The organism is Variovorax trehalosi (assembly GCF_051216415.1).
Taxonomy (GTDB): Bacteria; Pseudomonadota; Gammaproteobacteria; order Burkholderiales; family Burkholderiaceae_C; genus Variovorax.
Genome location: NZ_JBPJZG010000009.1, coordinates 228,104 through 242,203, shown reverse-complemented (window position 1 = coordinate 242,203; position 14,100 = coordinate 228,104). Strand labels below are relative to the sequence as shown.

Here is a 14,100-nt window from a genome sequence, read left to right as displayed (position 1 = left end):
TTTCTTTCAGTCTTTTCGCGACGGCCTCAAACGGCCTTGGCTTCGCGCAGGCTGTCGATCTGGGCCTTCGAATAGCCCAGCTCGGCCAGCACTTCTTCGGTGTGCTCACCCAGCAGCGGCGAACCGGTGATCTCGGGCTTGAGGTCCGAGAACTTGATCGGGCTGCCCACGGTGAAGTAGCTGCCGCGCTCCTTGTGCGGCACTTCCACGATCGAGCCGCTGGCGCGCAGCGATTCGTCGTTCAGCAGTTCCTTCATCGTCAGCACCGGCGCGCACGGGATGTCGAACTTGCGCAGGATGTCGACCGCCTCGAACTTGGTCTTGTCGGCCAGCCAGCCTTCGATGGTCGCGAAGATGTCGGTGATGTGCGGCTGGCGTGCCTTGGCGGTCGCGTAGTCGGGGTCGGTCTTCCACTCGGGCTTGCCGATGGCGTCGCAGATCGGCGCCCAGGCGTGACCCTGGATGGTGAAGTAGATGTAGGCGTTCGGGTCGGTCTCCCAGCCCTTGCACTTGAGCACCCAGCCCGGCTGGCCGCCGCCGCCGGCATTGCCGCCGCGCGGCACCACGTCGCTGAACGTGCCGTGCGGGTACTGCGGGTATTCCTCGAGGTAGCCGAGGCGATCGAGGCGCTGCTGGTCGCGCATCTTCACGCGGCACAGGTTGAGCACCGCGTCCTGCATCGAGCAGGCCACGCGCTGGCCCTTGCCGGTCTGCTCGCGGCCGATGATGGCCGTGAGGATGCCGATGGCCAGGTGCATGCCGGTGTTGCTGTCGCCGAGCGCGGCCGAGCTCACGGTGGGCGGGCCGTCCCAGAAGCCGGTGGTGGAAGCCGCGCCGCCTGCGCATTGCGCGACGTTCTCGTACACCTTCAGGTCGTCGTAGTGGTGGCCGTCGCTGAAGCCCTTGACCGAGGCGACGATCATCTTCGGGTTCAGTTCCTGGATGCGCTCCCAGCTGAAGCCCATGCGGTCGAGCGCGCCGGGGCCGAAGTTCTCGACCAGCACGTCCGATTCCTTGATGAGCTTCTCGAGCACCAGCTTGCCTTCGGCCTGCTTGGTGTCCAGCGTGAGCGAGCGCTTGTTGCTGTTGAGCATGGTGAAGTACAGCGCGTCCACATCGGGGATGTCGCGCAGCTGCGAGCGCGTGACGTCGCCGGCGCCGGGGCGCTCGACCTTGATGACGTCGGCGCCGAACCAGGCCAGCATCTGCGTGCAGGCCGGGCCGGCTTGCACGTGCGTGAAGTCGATGATCTTGATGCCGTTGAGGGGTTTGTTGTCGCTCATGTGATATCTCCTGGATGCTGAATACGGGATGGGATTACTTCTTCTTCGCCGTGGCGGGGTTCAGGCTCGTGATGCGCCCGCTCTCCGTGCCTGCGGTCTCGTCGATGACGGCGTTGATCAGCGTCGGGCGGCGCGAGGCGACGGCCTCGGTCAGCGCCTTCTGCAGCTCGTCGGCGGTGGTGGCGTTGACGCCCACGCCGCCGAAGGCTTCCATCAGCTTGTCGTAGCGCGCGTTCTTCACGAACACGGTGGGCGCCACGTCGGCGGTGCCGCTCGCATTCACGTCGGTGCCGCGGTACACGCCGTTGTTGTTGAAGACGATGATGCAGATCGGCAGGTTGTAGCGGCAGATGGTTTCCACCTCCATGCCGCTGAAGCCGAAGGCGCTGTCGCCCTCGATGGCGATCACCGGCTTGTCGGTGACCACGGCGGCGGCGACGGCAAAGCCCATGCCGATGCCCATGATCCCCCAGGTGCCCACGTCGAGGCGCTTGCGCGGCTCGTACATGTCCACGATGCTGCGCGCGAAGTCCAGCGTGTTGGCGCCTTCGTTCACCACGATGGCGTCGGGCCGGGCCTTCACCTGGTCGCGGATCACGCTGAGCGCGCTGTGGAAGTTCATCGGCGACGGACGCGCGGCGAGCGTGACGGCCATCTTCGAGAGGTTCTTGTCCTTGCGCTCGGCGATGGCGCCGGTCCATTCGGTCGGCGGCTTGGCCCACTTGGCATCGATGCCGCCGAGCAGTGCCGCCACGCAGGAGCCGATGTCGCCGATCACCGGCGCGGCGATGGCCACGTTGCTGTCGATCTCGGTCGGTGCGATGTCGATCTGGATGAACTGCTTGGCGCCCTTGTCCTGCGCCCAGGTCTTGCCCTTGCCGTGCGAGAGCAGCCAGTTCAGGCGCGCGCCGATCAGGAGCACGACGTCAGCCTCTTGCAGCACGTAGGAGCGCGCGGCCGCGGCCGATTGCACATGCGTGTCGGGCAGCAGGCCCTTGGCCATCGACATCGGGAGGTAGGGAATACCCGTCTTCTCGACCAGTGCGCGGATGTCGGCGTCGGCCTGTGCATACGCTGCGCCCTTGCCCAGCAGGATGAGCGGCTTCTTCGCGCCCTTGAGCAGGTCGAGTGCGCGCTTGACGGCATCGGGCGCGGGGATCTGGCGCGGTGCCGGATCGACGACCTTGACGAGCGATGCCTTGCCCTTGGCCGCATCCATGGTCTGCGCGAAGAGCTTGGCCGGCAGGTCCAGGTACACGCCACCGGGGCGGCCCGAGAGCGCCGAGCGGATGGCGCGGGCGATGCCCACGCCGATGTCTTCGGCATGCAGCACGCGGAAGGCGGCCTTGCACAGCGGCTTGGCGATGGCCAGCTGGTCCATCTCTTCGTAGTCGCCCTGCTGCAGGTCGACGATTTCGCGTTCGCTCGATCCGCTGATCAGGATCATCGGGAAGCAGTTGGTGGTCGCGTTGGCCAGTGCCGTGAGGCCGTTCAGAAAGCCGGGTGCCGACACCGTGAGGCAGATGCCCGGCTTTTGCGTGAGGAAGCCGGCAGCTGCGGCGGCGTTGCCTGCGTGCTGTTCGTGGCGGAACGAAATGACCCGCATGCCCTCGGCCTGCGCCATGCGCGTCAGGTCGGTGATCGGGATGCCGGGAAGGCCGAAGATGGTGTCGATGTCGTTCAGCTTCAGCGCATCGATGACCAGGTGGAAGCCGTCGGTCGTTTCGGCCTCCGGTGCGTCGTCCGCCACCGGTTTGAGGGCTCGCACGACCGCATCGCCGTCAACGGCCCGGCTCGTGGGCTTGAGGGCGTCGTCCAGGGTCGTGGATGCCTCTTTGTCCGTTCTTACTGAAGACATGTCTCTCCTTCTGCTTTGGTGAATGGCCGAGGCCCGAGCCGGGACTATGATTCGGGGGCATGCTTTCGAACGTTGACCTCGGTCAACTTTCCGGAAAACGGCACCGGCCAGATGAACCAGAAGTTGTTGCGAATTCGAGCAAGACGGGACCCATGACGTTGTTGGAAAACCACCCGGAAAAAAACATCATTCGCGCGCAGCTCCGGCAGAACGTCCTGCTCAAGGACCTGAGCGAGAGCGACCGCGCCGAACTGGAAGCCCACCTCGTGATCGTGGACGGCAACAAGGGCGATTTCCTGTTGCACCAGGGGGTGCGCGAGATGGAGCAGTACTTCATCCTCGACGGCATCCTGAAGCGGGTCGTGAGCAACCCGGAAGGCAAGGAAATGATCCTTCGCTTCGCCGACGAGCACGACATGGAAACAAGCTACGCGGCACTGCGCCTGGGCACGCCGACGCCCTACGGCATCGTGTGCGTCACCAAGGCCCGCGTGGCGAGCCTGCCGCTGAAGGAATGGATCACCTTTCTCAACAGGCACCCCGAGACCAAGGAGCTGTTCGAGTACCTGGTGATGAAGGGAATGAGCGAGATCATGGCGCACACGATCACGCTGCATCTGCTGGATGCGCCGGGGCGGGTGCACCGGTTCACGCGCAAGCACCCGGAGCTGGAAGACAGGATTCCGAGCAAGGAGCTGGCTTCGTATCTCAATCTCTCCGCAGAAACCCTTAGTCGGCTTCGCAAGCGCGGAAAAATCTAGGCGCGGCTGTTGGGGTTGGCTCCCTCTCCCGCAAGCGGGAGAGGGTTGGGGTGAGGGTGCAATGGCCCTCATCACAACGCGGCGCCTCATCGGGCGCCCTCCCCCTCACCCCAGCCCTCTCCCGCAAGCGGGAGAGGGAGCAAGGCAACATCCAACTCAGGTCTGCTTGGCCGATGCGAAGCGGCGCGAAGTCGCCATCAAACGCAGTTGGTTGTGCACGCCTGTCACGCCGGTCACCGCAGCCGCCACCGCTTCAGTCTGCGCCCGCTCTTCGGAGTTCAGAACGATCCCGCGCAGGATCACCTCCCCCTGGTTCGCATCGACCGTCACTCGGATGTCGCTCGTCTCCGTCTGCTCTTTCAACGCCGCCTTCACGCGCGCCTGCAGCGCCATGTTCTTGAGCAGCGCGCGCGACTCGGGCGTCTCCGCGAACTCGGGCCGCGCCACCAGTTGGCTGATCTGCTCGACGCAGCTGTCGACCGTCACGCGGTCGGTGTTGAGCACCAGGTCATAGAGCACCGGGTCGCCCCAGGTCACGCCGAACTGCGCATGCATGCGCGCCGCGTGCGCCTGGTCGCTGCGGCGGATCTCGGCTTCGGCGAACGCGGCGTCGTCGGTTTCGAGGTCGCCCATCAGCCACTCGACGCGCTTCTCGAGCGAGCGCGTGATGCGCACGCACACCACGTGCGGCACCGGTCGCAGCAGGCAGGTGGCGCCCCATCCGCGCAGCACCACGTTGCCGCGGTCGGCCAACCCGAACAACTCGTCGGCCGTGTAGAGCGCGACGCTGCGCTGGTCGGTCTTCAGACGCTCCAGCAGGCCGGCCTTGCCGCCGCGCAGCCGGCCGATGAGGCTCTTGGAAACCTGCATCTTCTCGGCCAGGTGGTCGATGACTTCATGGCGCATGACGGCGAGCGAGAGCGTTTCCGCAAGCTTCACCGAAACGTCCTTGGCGAGGGAACCCATCTCCTGGGTCAGTGCGATGACTGGCATGTGTGTGCTCCTTCGCTCAATCCACGGGCCGCTCGACGGCGAACTCGTCGGGCTTCTTCGGCGGCTTGATCAGGGCGATGCCCTTGGAGATCAGCGGCCAGAACAGCAGCACCAGGGCCAGCGTCGTGATGCCGCCCACCAGCGGGTTCGAGAACATGATCATCACGTCGCCTTGCGAGACCAGCATCGCCTGGCGGAACGAGTCTTCGGCCTTGTCCCCGAGCACCAGCGCAAGCACCAGCGGCGCCAGCGGGAAGTCGAGTTTCTTGAACAGGTAGCCGATGACGCCGAAGCCGAGCATGAACCAGATGTCGAGCATCGCGTTGTGCACGGTGTAGGCACCGATCGCACAGATCACGATGATCACCGGCGCGATGATCGAGAACGGAATGCGCAGGATCGAGGCGAACAGCGGCACCGTGCTCAGCACCACGATCAGGCCCACGATGTTGCCCAGGTACATGCTGGCGATGAGGCCCCAGACGAAGTCCTTCTGCTCGGTGAAGAGCAGCGGCCCGGGCTGCAGGCCCCAGATCAACAGGCCGCCCAGCAGCACCGCGGCAGTCGGCGAACCGGGGATGCCCAGCGCCAGCATCGGCAGCAGCGCGCTGGTGCCCGCGGCGTGCGCCGCGGTCTCGGGGGCGACGACGCCTTCCATCTGGCCGGTGCCGAACTTGGAGCCCTTCTTCGACATCTTCTTGGCAAGGCCGTAGGCCATGAACGAAGCCGGTGTGGCGCCGCCGGGCGTGATGCCCATCCAGATGCCGATGAGCGAGCTGCGCAGCGACGTGACCCAGTACTGCGGCAGTTGCTTCCAGGTTTGCAGCACGACCTTGGGGTCGATCTTGGCGCTCTTGCCGGAGAACTTCAGGCCCTCTTCCATCGACAGCAAAATTTCGCCGATGCCGAAGAGACCGATCACCGCGATCAGGAAGTCGAAGCCGCGCATCAGCTCGGGCTGGCCGAAGGTCAGGCGCAGTTGGCCGGTGACCGTGTCCATGCCGACCGAGGCGAGCGCGAAGCCCAGCGCCATCGACGCGAGGATCTTGAAGGGCGATCCCTTGCCCATGCCGACGAAGCTGCAGAAGGTCAGCAAGTACACCGCAAAGAATTCGGGTGACCCGAACTTGAGCGCGAACTTGGCGACCAGCGGCGCGAGGAAGGTGATCATCACCACCGCGATGAAGGCCCCCACGAACGACGAGGTGAAGGCCGTGGTGAGCGCGGCGCCCGCATTGCCCTGCTGGGCCATCGGGTAGCCGTCGAAGGTGGTGGCCACCGACCAGGGTTCGCCGGGGATGTTGAACAGGATCGAGGTGATGGCCCCGCCGAACAACGCACCCCAGTAGATGCACGACAACATGATGATGGCCGAGGTCGGCGACATCGTGAAGGTGAGGGGCAGCAAGATGGCCACCCCGTTGGCGCCGCCCAGCCCCGGCAGCACGCCGATGAGCACGCCAAGGATGATCCCCACGAACATCAGCGCGATGTTCATCGGGGTCAGGATCACTGCAAAGCCCTGCATCAGGGCGCTGATTTCGTCCATTTCGCTGTGCTCCGTGAGTTCAGTAGCCGAGGAACCGGAGGGGGTCGAGTGCGCCTTTGAAAAGCGGCACTTTGAACCACACCTCGAACATGCAGAAGAAGACCGTGTTGACCGCGAGGGCCGCGATCACGCTCTTCACCCACGAGTACTTGCCCAGCACGATCATGAAGAGCGCGATGTAGACCGCCGATGCGACATACAGCCCCACGAAGGTGATGCACAACACGTACACCGTGGCCGGCACCAGCACCGAGAGCACGCGCTTGAGCTGCACAGAATCGACGAACACTTCGGTGTTGCGGTTCTTGCCGAGCAGTGCCTGGTACAGGATGCCCGCGCCCGAGATGGTGATGATCACGCCGATGAAGAACGGGAAGTAGCCCGACCCCGGCCCGTCGCTCGTCCAGCCCGCGCCCAGCTTGCGGGCCTCGAACACCACCACCAGTCCGATGATGAGCAGCAGCGCCGCGACCACCGCCTCGACCACGTAGGTGGCGACGCCCGAACGCGGCGCCCCATCGGAAATTTCTTCGTGCTCCATGGAGCCCCCATCGATCAAATGTGTGAGTGAAATGAGGCGGTGCGCGCGCGCTCGTTGCGTGCGCCCGCCTGCCGTCCGGCGCGCCACCCCGCCGCGGTCTCGCGGCCGGGGCTGGCACTGCGCCCGGGGCGGCTTACTTGTTGCTGGCCAGGAAGCCCGCGTCGGACATCAGCGTGCGGTGCGTCGTCTCGGCCGTGGTGAGCCAGTCGGCGAACGGCTTGCCGGTCATGAAGGTCGGGTTGAAGGCACCCTTCTCCATGTATTCCTTCCACTCCGGCGTGGCGGCCACCTTGGTCAGCAGGTCCGTGTAGAACTTGAGCTGCTCGGGCGTGACGCCCGCGGGCATGAAGATGCCGCGCAGCATCGTGTACTTGGTGGGCACGCCCGCTTCCTTGCAGGTGGGCACGTCGTTCCACGATTGCGTGTCGGTCACCTTCGCCTTGAACGGCATGCGCTCGTCGTCGAACACGCACAGCGCGCGCAGCTTGCCGGCACGCCATTGCGCCACCGCCTCGATCGGGTTGTTGACCGTGGAGTGCACGTGGCCGCCCACCAGCTGCACCGCGACTTCGCCGCCGCCCTTGAAGGGCACGTAGATGAACTTGGTGCCCGTGGCTTTTTCAAGCGCCACGGTGATGATCTGGTCTTCCTGCTTGGAGCCGGTGCCGGCCATCTTGAACTTGTTCGGGCCCGCAGCCTTGGTGGCGGCGATGTATTCGCCGGCGGTCTTGTAGGGCGCGTCGACGTTGGTCCACAGCACGAACTGGTCGAGTGCGAGCATCGCGACGGGCGTCATGTCCTTCCAGTTGAAGGGCACGCCGGTGGCCATGGGCGTGGTGAACAGGTTCGACAGCGAGATGATGATCTTGTGCGGATCGCCCTTGGCTTCCTTCACCGCCAGAAAGCCTTCGGCGCCCGCGCCGCCCGACTTGTTGACCACGATGAGCGGCTCTTTCATGAGCTTGTACTTGATGACGATGCCCTGCAGCAGCCGCCCCATCTGGTCGGCGCCTCCGCCGGTGCCGGCGGGGATCACGAACTCCACGGGTTTGGTGGGTTCCCAGGCGAAGGCGGGGGTGGCGGCGGCCAGCGCCAGGACGGCCGCGCCAATGGCTTTCGCACGCCAGCTGCGGGCGTGTGAAGCGATGTTCTTCATCGTCATGTCTGTCTCCAATCTGTGTAGGGTTCGCCCTTTTTTATTCTTGGATCTGAGCGGAGATACGAACAGGGCGGATGTTGCGCGCAGGCGCTGGCAAGCCGACTTGACCGTGGTCAACTTCTTGGAGATTTCGTATGGGGGTTAGCCCGTGCTGGCCGGTTTTTTGCAGTGCAGCGAAGCCGCCGCAGGAACCCTATAAAATCGCGGCGCGCACCGGCAACCCCTCGCCGGCCGGGTATCAAGCCCTTCGCGCCAGTCGTCTTCGTAGTTCAATGGATAGAACGGGGTCCTCCTAAGACTCAGATACAGGTTCGATTCCTGTCGAAGGCACCACCAGCCAACGGATTGAGCAGTCAGGTTTCATCGGACCCCGCGCCAACGCCGGGCCAGACGACGCGGCTTTACCCGGCCACGACCGCCTGAGGCGTGCTGCGGAAACTGATCGCCATCCGGTTGTACACATTCATCAACCCGATCGCGATGGTGAGGTCCACCAGCTCACGCTCGTCAAAGACGGCCCGCGCCGTTTCGTACGCCTCATCGGGAACACCCGTCTCCGCCACCCGCGACACCGATTCCGCCCACGCCAGCGCAGCACGCTCCCGCTCGTCGAAGAGCGCACCCGCCTCTCTCCACGCCTGCAGCAGCGCCAGCTTTTCAACGGCCTGCCCTTTCTTCAACAGGTCGCGCGTATGCATATCCAGGCAGTACGCGCAGTTGTTGATCTGCGAGACACGCAAATACACCAGGTCGACCAGCACGGGCGCGAGGCCGCTCTGCGTGACGTACCCGTACACGGTGCCGATGGCCTTGATGCCGGCCGGGGCGATCTGGTTGTAGTCGAGGCGTTGGCTCATGGTGGTGTTACTGAAGATCGGGAGGGGTCATTGCGTGGGTGTCGTGAGCGCGGTGTCGTCGGTGTCCACCACGAACACGGCGAGCAGCTTCGCGGGCCGGGTCTTGCTCGCGTTGCGGCTGACGGGGTGCTTCGCGCCGGGCGGCTCGTAGAAGCTCTCCCCTGCGCGAAGGACTTGCCTCGGGCCATCGTTCACCTGGGATTCGATGGCACCCGAGACGACGTAGCCATAGATGAACGCAGACTTCGCGTGCTCGTGGGCCGGCGACGCGCCGCCCGGCGGGTAGTCGACCACCACGGCGACCAGCGACTTGCCGGGGATGTTGGGAATCGCCTGCTGGAGGGCGGGCGTGACGCGTTCCGCCGCCGCATGCGCGGTGGCTGCAGTGGGCGTGAAGGCGCCGATAACTCCGATGGCGCCGGCCGCAATAGCGGCGGCAAGCCATGAGGTGTTCTTCATGGGTGATCTCCTTGGTGAAACAGTCGAAGCGCTCAGGCTGCAAAGCCCAGGAGCCGCGCGAAGTCCTGCACACGCTCGCGCGGCATCCTTGTCTGGTTGACCTCGGCCTCCGGGTCGCCGTAGCCCATCGACATGCCGAAGGCCGTCACCTCTTCGGGCGACATGTGCAGGTGCGCCGCAATCGACTCATGGAACTGCGCGAACGCGACCTGCGGGCAGGTGTCGATGCCGCGCGCCTTCGCAGCGATCATCACGCTCTGCGCGAAGAGGCCCAGGTCGATCCAGCTGTGGGCCTTCAACCGGCGGTCGATGCTGAAGATGAGGCCCACCGGCGCGCCGAAGAAGGCGTAGTTGCGCTCGGTCTGGCGCGTGCGCGCGGGCGTGTCGTGGCGCTCGATGCCGAGCGATGCGTAGTAGCGCGCGCCGAAGTCCATCAGCCTTGCGCGGTACGTGTCGGGCAGCGGCTCGGGGAAGTGCTCGGGCGCCGGTGCGGTTCCGGCGCGGGACGCGGCGACCAGCACGTCGGTCAATTCGGTTTTGGCCGCGCCGCTGACCACGTACACACGCCAGGGCTGGATGTTGGCGCCGCTCGGTGCGTGCGCCGCATCCGCCAGGATCTCTTCCACGAGTTCGCGGCGCAGCGGCTGCGCCTTGAAGGCGCGCGTCGCGCGGCGCGAGCGCACGACGGTGGCCACGCATTGCGCGATCGCCTCCTGGGACCATTCGGCGGTCGCCTGGACCGCTTCTGGTTCTTCGATGAGGGTATCGGCCGCCATGGTTTCGTCTCCTGCTGCTGAATGACAGGGCGCGATCATGGGCGAGGCGTGCAATGAACGGAACTGATGGTTCTGCAGTTCCATATTGCACGGCGTTCAGCGGCCACTCGATGCGCAACGGACATCAAGCTGGACGCGATGAAAGTGCACGGCCTGCACTGTCCTCTTGAAGAACCATCAGTTCCCTTCCATGCGCCGTGCGCCGAACATCGCAATTTGACCCAACAAGATCACGGATCCTCGATTGATCGTTCTCGCCCTCGGCATGTTTGCCATGGGCACCGACAACTTCGTCGTTGCCGGCATCCTGCCCAGCGTGGCCTCTTCGCTTGGAACCTCCGTCAGCCTGGCCGGCCAGATGGTGGCGGTATATGCGCTGTCGTTCGCCATCCTCGCGCCAGTGACGGCGGCGGTGGGCGGCGGATGGCCGCGCAAGCCGATGCTGGTCGTCGCGCTCAACGTGTCCGCGAATGGCGGGTTGCTGATGGTCTACACCTATGCGGGCCTCGTGCTGGATCGCGCGACGGGCGGCAGCGAGCGAACCCTCGCGACCGTGTTGCTGGTCTGGGGCGTGTCGGCCACCGTGGGGAACCTGTTCGCCGGCCGGCTCGTGGACCGCTTCGGGAGCCGCAGCGTGATGAATGCGTCTCTCGCGATCGCCATCGCCGTGTTCTGCGCACTGCCGTGGGCTTCGGCGTCCATGGCGGGCACCGTCGTCTCGCTGGTGCTGTGGGGCTTCTGCGGCTGGGCCGTCATCGTGCCGCAGCAGCATCGGCTGGTGAAGATCGCACCCAAGGTGGCCCCGCTGCTGCTGGCCTTGAACAACACGGCCACCTACGGCGGCCTCGCCTGCTCGAGCATGCTGGGCGGGCTCGTGCTGCTGTTCATCGACAGGCACTACCTCAGCCTGATCGGCGCGGCCATGATCCTGGCGGCGCTGGTGCTGGCGGAGGCGACGCATGCGATCATCGCGCGCAGGGGAGCGCGGGCGCATGGAAGCCTCTCGGAGCTGCAAGCCTGAACCCGAGCTTGATATCGCCATTCATCGGGGATCGGGCACCGTCCGCTCCTCGATCCAGTGCGTGCCTTCGCCGAAGACCTCGTTGCCCACCTCGACCATGATCTCCAGATCGCGGCGCAGCGCGGCCGTTTCGCGCTTCCAGCTCGCGGCCGCCTGAATCTGATGCTTGAGGTGGCTGACGTCGAGCGACCAGCCCAGGCGGATCTCTTTCATGGCGGCCATCATTCAGCAATGCGCACCGCGGGGCAAATTCGGGAATGTCCCTGCGCGGGATACCCGAACTAAGGTTTACCTGCGCGCTGCGCCTTGCGGCTGCGCCATTGCCACGGCGCTACCGCATGGGGATCGCGCCACAGCCCCACTCTTGCGTCTTGCATCACGGCCTCGGCTTTGTAGAGCGGCACAGCCTCGATCCCGTCGCTGTGGGGGTCCACCCAGGCGAGGCCTCGGGTGATCATGTACCGCGCAGCATCCTGCTCGCGGCATTCGACATAGGCCACCGTGCGGCCATGTCGATCCATGGTGATCGGATCGATCTTCGCCGTCTCGCCGTGACAAAGATCGCGCAGCGCATTGCGCGCGCGCAGCCCGAAGGGCTGGTCCATCTCCGGTGCATCGATGGCCGCGATGCGCACCTTGATCTGTTCATGATTTCCTGCCGCGCCACAGCGCGCGGTGAACACGTCGCCCTCGCTGACGGCAACCACCAGGCAAGCCTGCGGGTCTGCCCGAGCCGGCAACGGCAGCGAAAGCAGGCCGATGAAAAGAAGAGCGCACAGGCTTGCCTGTGCCCGATGCGCGGCCTCCATCACACGCGAGGTGCATCCGCATCTGCCCGCCTGAAGCCCTCGATGTGCCCCAGTACTTCTTCCAGGGTCACGGGCAACGCGATCCGGGGGATGTTGATGACATAGCCCACCAGCGACGAATTGGCCTTCATCAACATGCGCTTGAAGGGAGACGCCTTGGCCAGATAGTCCTGCGGGTTGCGCAACGACACCCCGAGAAACTTCTGCTGCTGGAAATTCACGATCTGCGCATCGACGATGTCGGACCAGGGGATGAAACCGGCCGACAGCCCCGACGCGTTGTCGGTGATGCCCGTGTGATCGATGGTGAGCGCCGGCTTTCTCGAGACGAGCCGGCTCAACGCGAACAGCGCGACCGCGCCGAAGAAGACGATGCTTGCCCAGCCGATCACCCAGCCCATGACCTCGTCACCTCGGATGGGGTACATCAGCAGCCAGATGCCTCCCGCAACAAACAGGGCGGCGGCCACGAGGAGCAGGCTGACGCGCAGGCGGCTGGGGTAGATGACGACAGGAGTCATGGTCATGTGAAGCAGGTCCAGAGATGGTGTGGCATGAATGAATGAATGAACGAAGCCGCGGCCACTCAACGACTTTTCATTGGCGCCGGGAGACCTTCCCCCGCTGCCGCATCGAACGTCTCCCGATGCCGGAGCACGTCCTCGATGTTCCGCTCCGCCCAGAGGCGCAGCTCGTCCAGCGTGGTCGCGAGCGATTCGCCCAGCGTCGTCAGCGAGTACTCCACCTTCGGCGGCACGGTCGCGTAGACCTCGCGGCGCACGATGCCGTCGCGTTCCAGCGAGCGCAGCGTTTGCGTGAGCATCTTCTGCGACACGCCCTGGATATCGCGGCGCAGTTCGCCGAAGCGGTGTGTTCCGCCCAGCAGCAGCCCGAGCACCAGCACGGCCCATTTGTCGGCGATGCAGTCGAGCACCTGCCGCGTCGGGCAGGTGGCGAGGTATGGGTTCCACGCAGGCGCCTTGGGTCGTTGCAGGTCTTGTTGTTCGTCCATGGTCACTTTTGAGTGCCTTGGGCACGTTGGGGTGCGTTCTTGCGGGAGGGGATGCCGATGGCTATTGTCCGCGCCATGAACACGAACACCACTTCACAGAAAAATATCGAACTCGTCCGCAGCTACTTCGACGCCGTCGCCAAGGGCGACTTCGATGCGGTCGGCAAGATTTTCGCGGACGGCATCGTCTGGCACCAGCCGGGCAACGGCAGCCTCTCGGGCACGCACCGGGGCAAGGAGGCCGTCTACGCGCTGCTGGGGCGCTTCATGGAGCGCAGCGGCGGGAGCTTTCGCATCGACAGCGTCGGGCCGCTGATGGCGCAGGGCGACAAGGTTGCAACGCCGCTGCACTTTCGCGCGGAGAAGCCGGGGGCGTCGATGGCGATGTCGGGGGTGGACGTGCTGCGCATCGAAGATGGGCGCATCTGCGAGGTGTGGCTGTTTTCCGAAGACCAGGCGGCGGAGGATGCGTTTTGGGGGTAGAAGATTTCATTCATTCGCCAAGCCCCGTGACATTTGGGAACGGTACTTCACGTTGGCGATGTGAGCGAGCTCGTGCGGACGGGCGTTGGAGGTCTCATCCGGGCTGTTTTCCGCCCGCTTCAGGAGATGAAATGTCCATTCCCCGAACCGTTCTCAAGCTGGCCGCCGCCGGCATCGTGGCCGCAGGCGCCTTGTTCGCCGGTGCAGCAGCCAACGCGGAGACCCACTGGTCCGTCGGCGTCAACCTGCCCGGCCTGGTCGTCGGCCAACCGGCACCGGTCTACTACGAGCCCGCACCCGTTTACTCACGGCCGGCACCGACCTACTACCAGCCTCCGGCACCGGTTTATTCCACGCCCGCGCCTGTCTATTACGAGCCGGGCTCCCGCTGGGAAGAGCGTCGCGCCGAACGCTGGGAAGAACGCCGTGCAGAGCGCCGTGAATGGCGCCGCCGGCAGTGGGAGCGCGAGCAGCATCGGCGCTACTACGAAGATCGCGACTGATTGATCTTTCGCCGCGAGGGCCCGCTACCATCCGTG

General features: G+C 65.1%; 17 protein-coding genes and 1 tRNA gene. 5 read left to right on the top strand and 13 right to left on the bottom strand.

All coding sequences use genetic code 11. The features are described 5' to 3' along the window. Nucleotides 1–26: 26 nt before the first annotated feature. A complete protein-coding gene (gene frc / locus ACSFA7_RS29085; RefSeq protein WP_435502558.1) occupies nucleotides 27–1,283 on the bottom strand; it encodes a formyl-CoA transferase in 1,257 nt (418 codons plus the stop codon). A gap of 34 nt (nucleotides 1,284–1,317) precedes the next feature. Further along, nucleotides 1,318–3,141 (bottom strand): oxalyl-CoA decarboxylase, encoded by a 1,824-nt coding sequence (oxc, locus tag ACSFA7_RS29080; RefSeq protein ID WP_435502557.1) that lies wholly within the window; start codon nucleotides 3,139–3,141, stop codon nucleotides 1,318–1,320. Nucleotides 3,142–3,293: 152 nt separating this feature from the next. On the opposite strand from oxc, the gene ACSFA7_RS29075 reads away from it, so the two are divergent. Continuing rightward, a complete protein-coding gene (locus ACSFA7_RS29075) occupies nucleotides 3,294–3,902 on the top strand; it encodes a Crp/Fnr family transcriptional regulator (RefSeq protein WP_206179738.1) in 609 nt (202 codons plus the stop codon). 156 nt (nucleotides 3,903–4,058) lie between these two features. Here ACSFA7_RS29075 and ACSFA7_RS29070 read toward each other — a convergent pair whose 3' ends face one another. The 4 genes from ACSFA7_RS29070 to ACSFA7_RS29055 form a co-directional block, all read right to left on the bottom strand. Next, nucleotides 4,059–4,895 carry a cytidylate kinase family protein gene (locus tag ACSFA7_RS29070; RefSeq protein ID WP_435502556.1) on the bottom strand — a complete coding sequence of 279 codons (837 nt, stop codon included), beginning with the start codon at nucleotides 4,893–4,895 and terminating at the stop codon, nucleotides 4,059–4,061. 16 nt (nucleotides 4,896–4,911) lie between these two features. After that, the gene (locus ACSFA7_RS29065) at nucleotides 4,912–6,444 is read right to left on the bottom strand and encodes a tripartite tricarboxylate transporter permease (protein ID WP_198786544.1); all 1,533 of its coding nucleotides are present in this window, start codon (nucleotides 6,442–6,444) and stop codon (nucleotides 4,912–4,914) included. Nucleotides 6,445–6,463: 19 nt separating this feature from the next. Next, nucleotides 6,464–6,985, bottom strand: a complete 522-nt coding sequence (locus tag ACSFA7_RS29060) for a tripartite tricarboxylate transporter TctB family protein (RefSeq protein WP_435502555.1) — start codon at nucleotides 6,983–6,985, stop codon at nucleotides 6,464–6,466. A 133-nt stretch (nucleotides 6,986–7,118) separates the two neighbouring features. Further along, nucleotides 7,119–8,141 (bottom strand): Bug family tripartite tricarboxylate transporter substrate binding protein, encoded by a 1,023-nt coding sequence (locus ACSFA7_RS29055; protein WP_435502588.1) that lies wholly within the window; start codon nucleotides 8,139–8,141, stop codon nucleotides 7,119–7,121. Between the two features lie 261 nt (nucleotides 8,142–8,402). On the opposite strand from ACSFA7_RS29055, the gene ACSFA7_RS29050 reads away from it, so the two are divergent. After that, nucleotides 8,403–8,477 (top strand) — tRNA-Arg (locus tag ACSFA7_RS29050). Nucleotides 8,478–8,545: 68 nt separating this feature from the next. Here ACSFA7_RS29050 and ACSFA7_RS29045 read toward each other — a convergent pair. The 3 genes from ACSFA7_RS29045 to ACSFA7_RS29035 are packed head-to-tail and all read right to left on the bottom strand — an operon-like array spanning nucleotide 8,546 to nucleotide 10,236. Further along, a complete protein-coding gene (locus tag ACSFA7_RS29045; protein WP_435502554.1) occupies nucleotides 8,546–9,001 on the bottom strand; it encodes a carboxymuconolactone decarboxylase family protein in 456 nt (151 codons plus the stop codon). 27 nt (nucleotides 9,002–9,028) lie between these two features. Beyond that, complete coding sequence (locus ACSFA7_RS29040) at nucleotides 9,029–9,460, bottom strand: cupin domain-containing protein (RefSeq protein WP_435502553.1); 432 nt, start codon at nucleotides 9,458–9,460, stop codon at nucleotides 9,029–9,031. Between the two features lie 32 nt (nucleotides 9,461–9,492). Next, nucleotides 9,493–10,236 (bottom strand): nitroreductase, encoded by a 744-nt coding sequence (locus ACSFA7_RS29035; protein WP_435502552.1) that lies wholly within the window; start codon nucleotides 10,234–10,236, stop codon nucleotides 9,493–9,495. 265 nt (nucleotides 10,237–10,501) lie between these two features. Here ACSFA7_RS29035 and ACSFA7_RS29030 point away from each other — a divergent pair, with 265 nt between their 5' ends. After that, nucleotides 10,502–11,257 (top strand): MFS transporter, encoded by a 756-nt coding sequence (locus ACSFA7_RS29030; RefSeq protein ID WP_435502587.1) that lies wholly within the window; start codon nucleotides 10,502–10,504, stop codon nucleotides 11,255–11,257. Nucleotides 11,258–11,278: 21 nt separating this feature from the next. Here ACSFA7_RS29030 and ACSFA7_RS29025 read toward each other — a convergent pair whose 3' ends face one another. The 4 genes from ACSFA7_RS29025 to ACSFA7_RS29010 form a co-directional block, all read right to left on the bottom strand. Then, nucleotides 11,279–11,470, bottom strand: coding sequence for a hypothetical protein (locus ACSFA7_RS29025; protein WP_435502551.1), 192 nt, complete (start codon nucleotides 11,468–11,470; stop codon nucleotides 11,279–11,281). A gap of 68 nt (nucleotides 11,471–11,538) precedes the next feature. After that, complete coding sequence (locus tag ACSFA7_RS29020; protein ID WP_435502550.1) at nucleotides 11,539–12,066, bottom strand: thermonuclease family protein; 528 nt, start codon at nucleotides 12,064–12,066, stop codon at nucleotides 11,539–11,541. Then, nucleotides 12,066–12,593, bottom strand: coding sequence for an STM3941 family protein (locus ACSFA7_RS29015; protein WP_435502549.1), 528 nt, complete (start codon nucleotides 12,591–12,593; stop codon nucleotides 12,066–12,068). The genes ACSFA7_RS29020 and ACSFA7_RS29015 overlap by 1 nt, the downstream gene beginning before the upstream one ends. 59 nt (nucleotides 12,594–12,652) lie before the next feature. After that, entirely contained in the window at nucleotides 12,653–13,078 is a 426-nt protein-coding gene (locus tag ACSFA7_RS29010) for a winged helix-turn-helix transcriptional regulator (protein ID WP_435502548.1), read from the bottom strand. Between the two features lie 75 nt (nucleotides 13,079–13,153). Here ACSFA7_RS29010 and ACSFA7_RS29005 point away from each other — a divergent pair, with 75 nt between their 5' ends. Both ACSFA7_RS29005 and ACSFA7_RS29000 read left to right on the top strand, forming a co-directional pair. Beyond that, a complete protein-coding gene (locus ACSFA7_RS29005; protein WP_435502547.1) occupies nucleotides 13,154–13,561 on the top strand; it encodes a nuclear transport factor 2 family protein in 408 nt (135 codons plus the stop codon). A gap of 131 nt (nucleotides 13,562–13,692) precedes the next feature. Beyond that, nucleotides 13,693–14,064, top strand: coding sequence for a hypothetical protein (locus tag ACSFA7_RS29000; RefSeq protein ID WP_206175586.1), 372 nt, complete (start codon nucleotides 13,693–13,695; stop codon nucleotides 14,062–14,064). Nucleotides 14,065–14,100 lie beyond the last annotated feature (36 nt).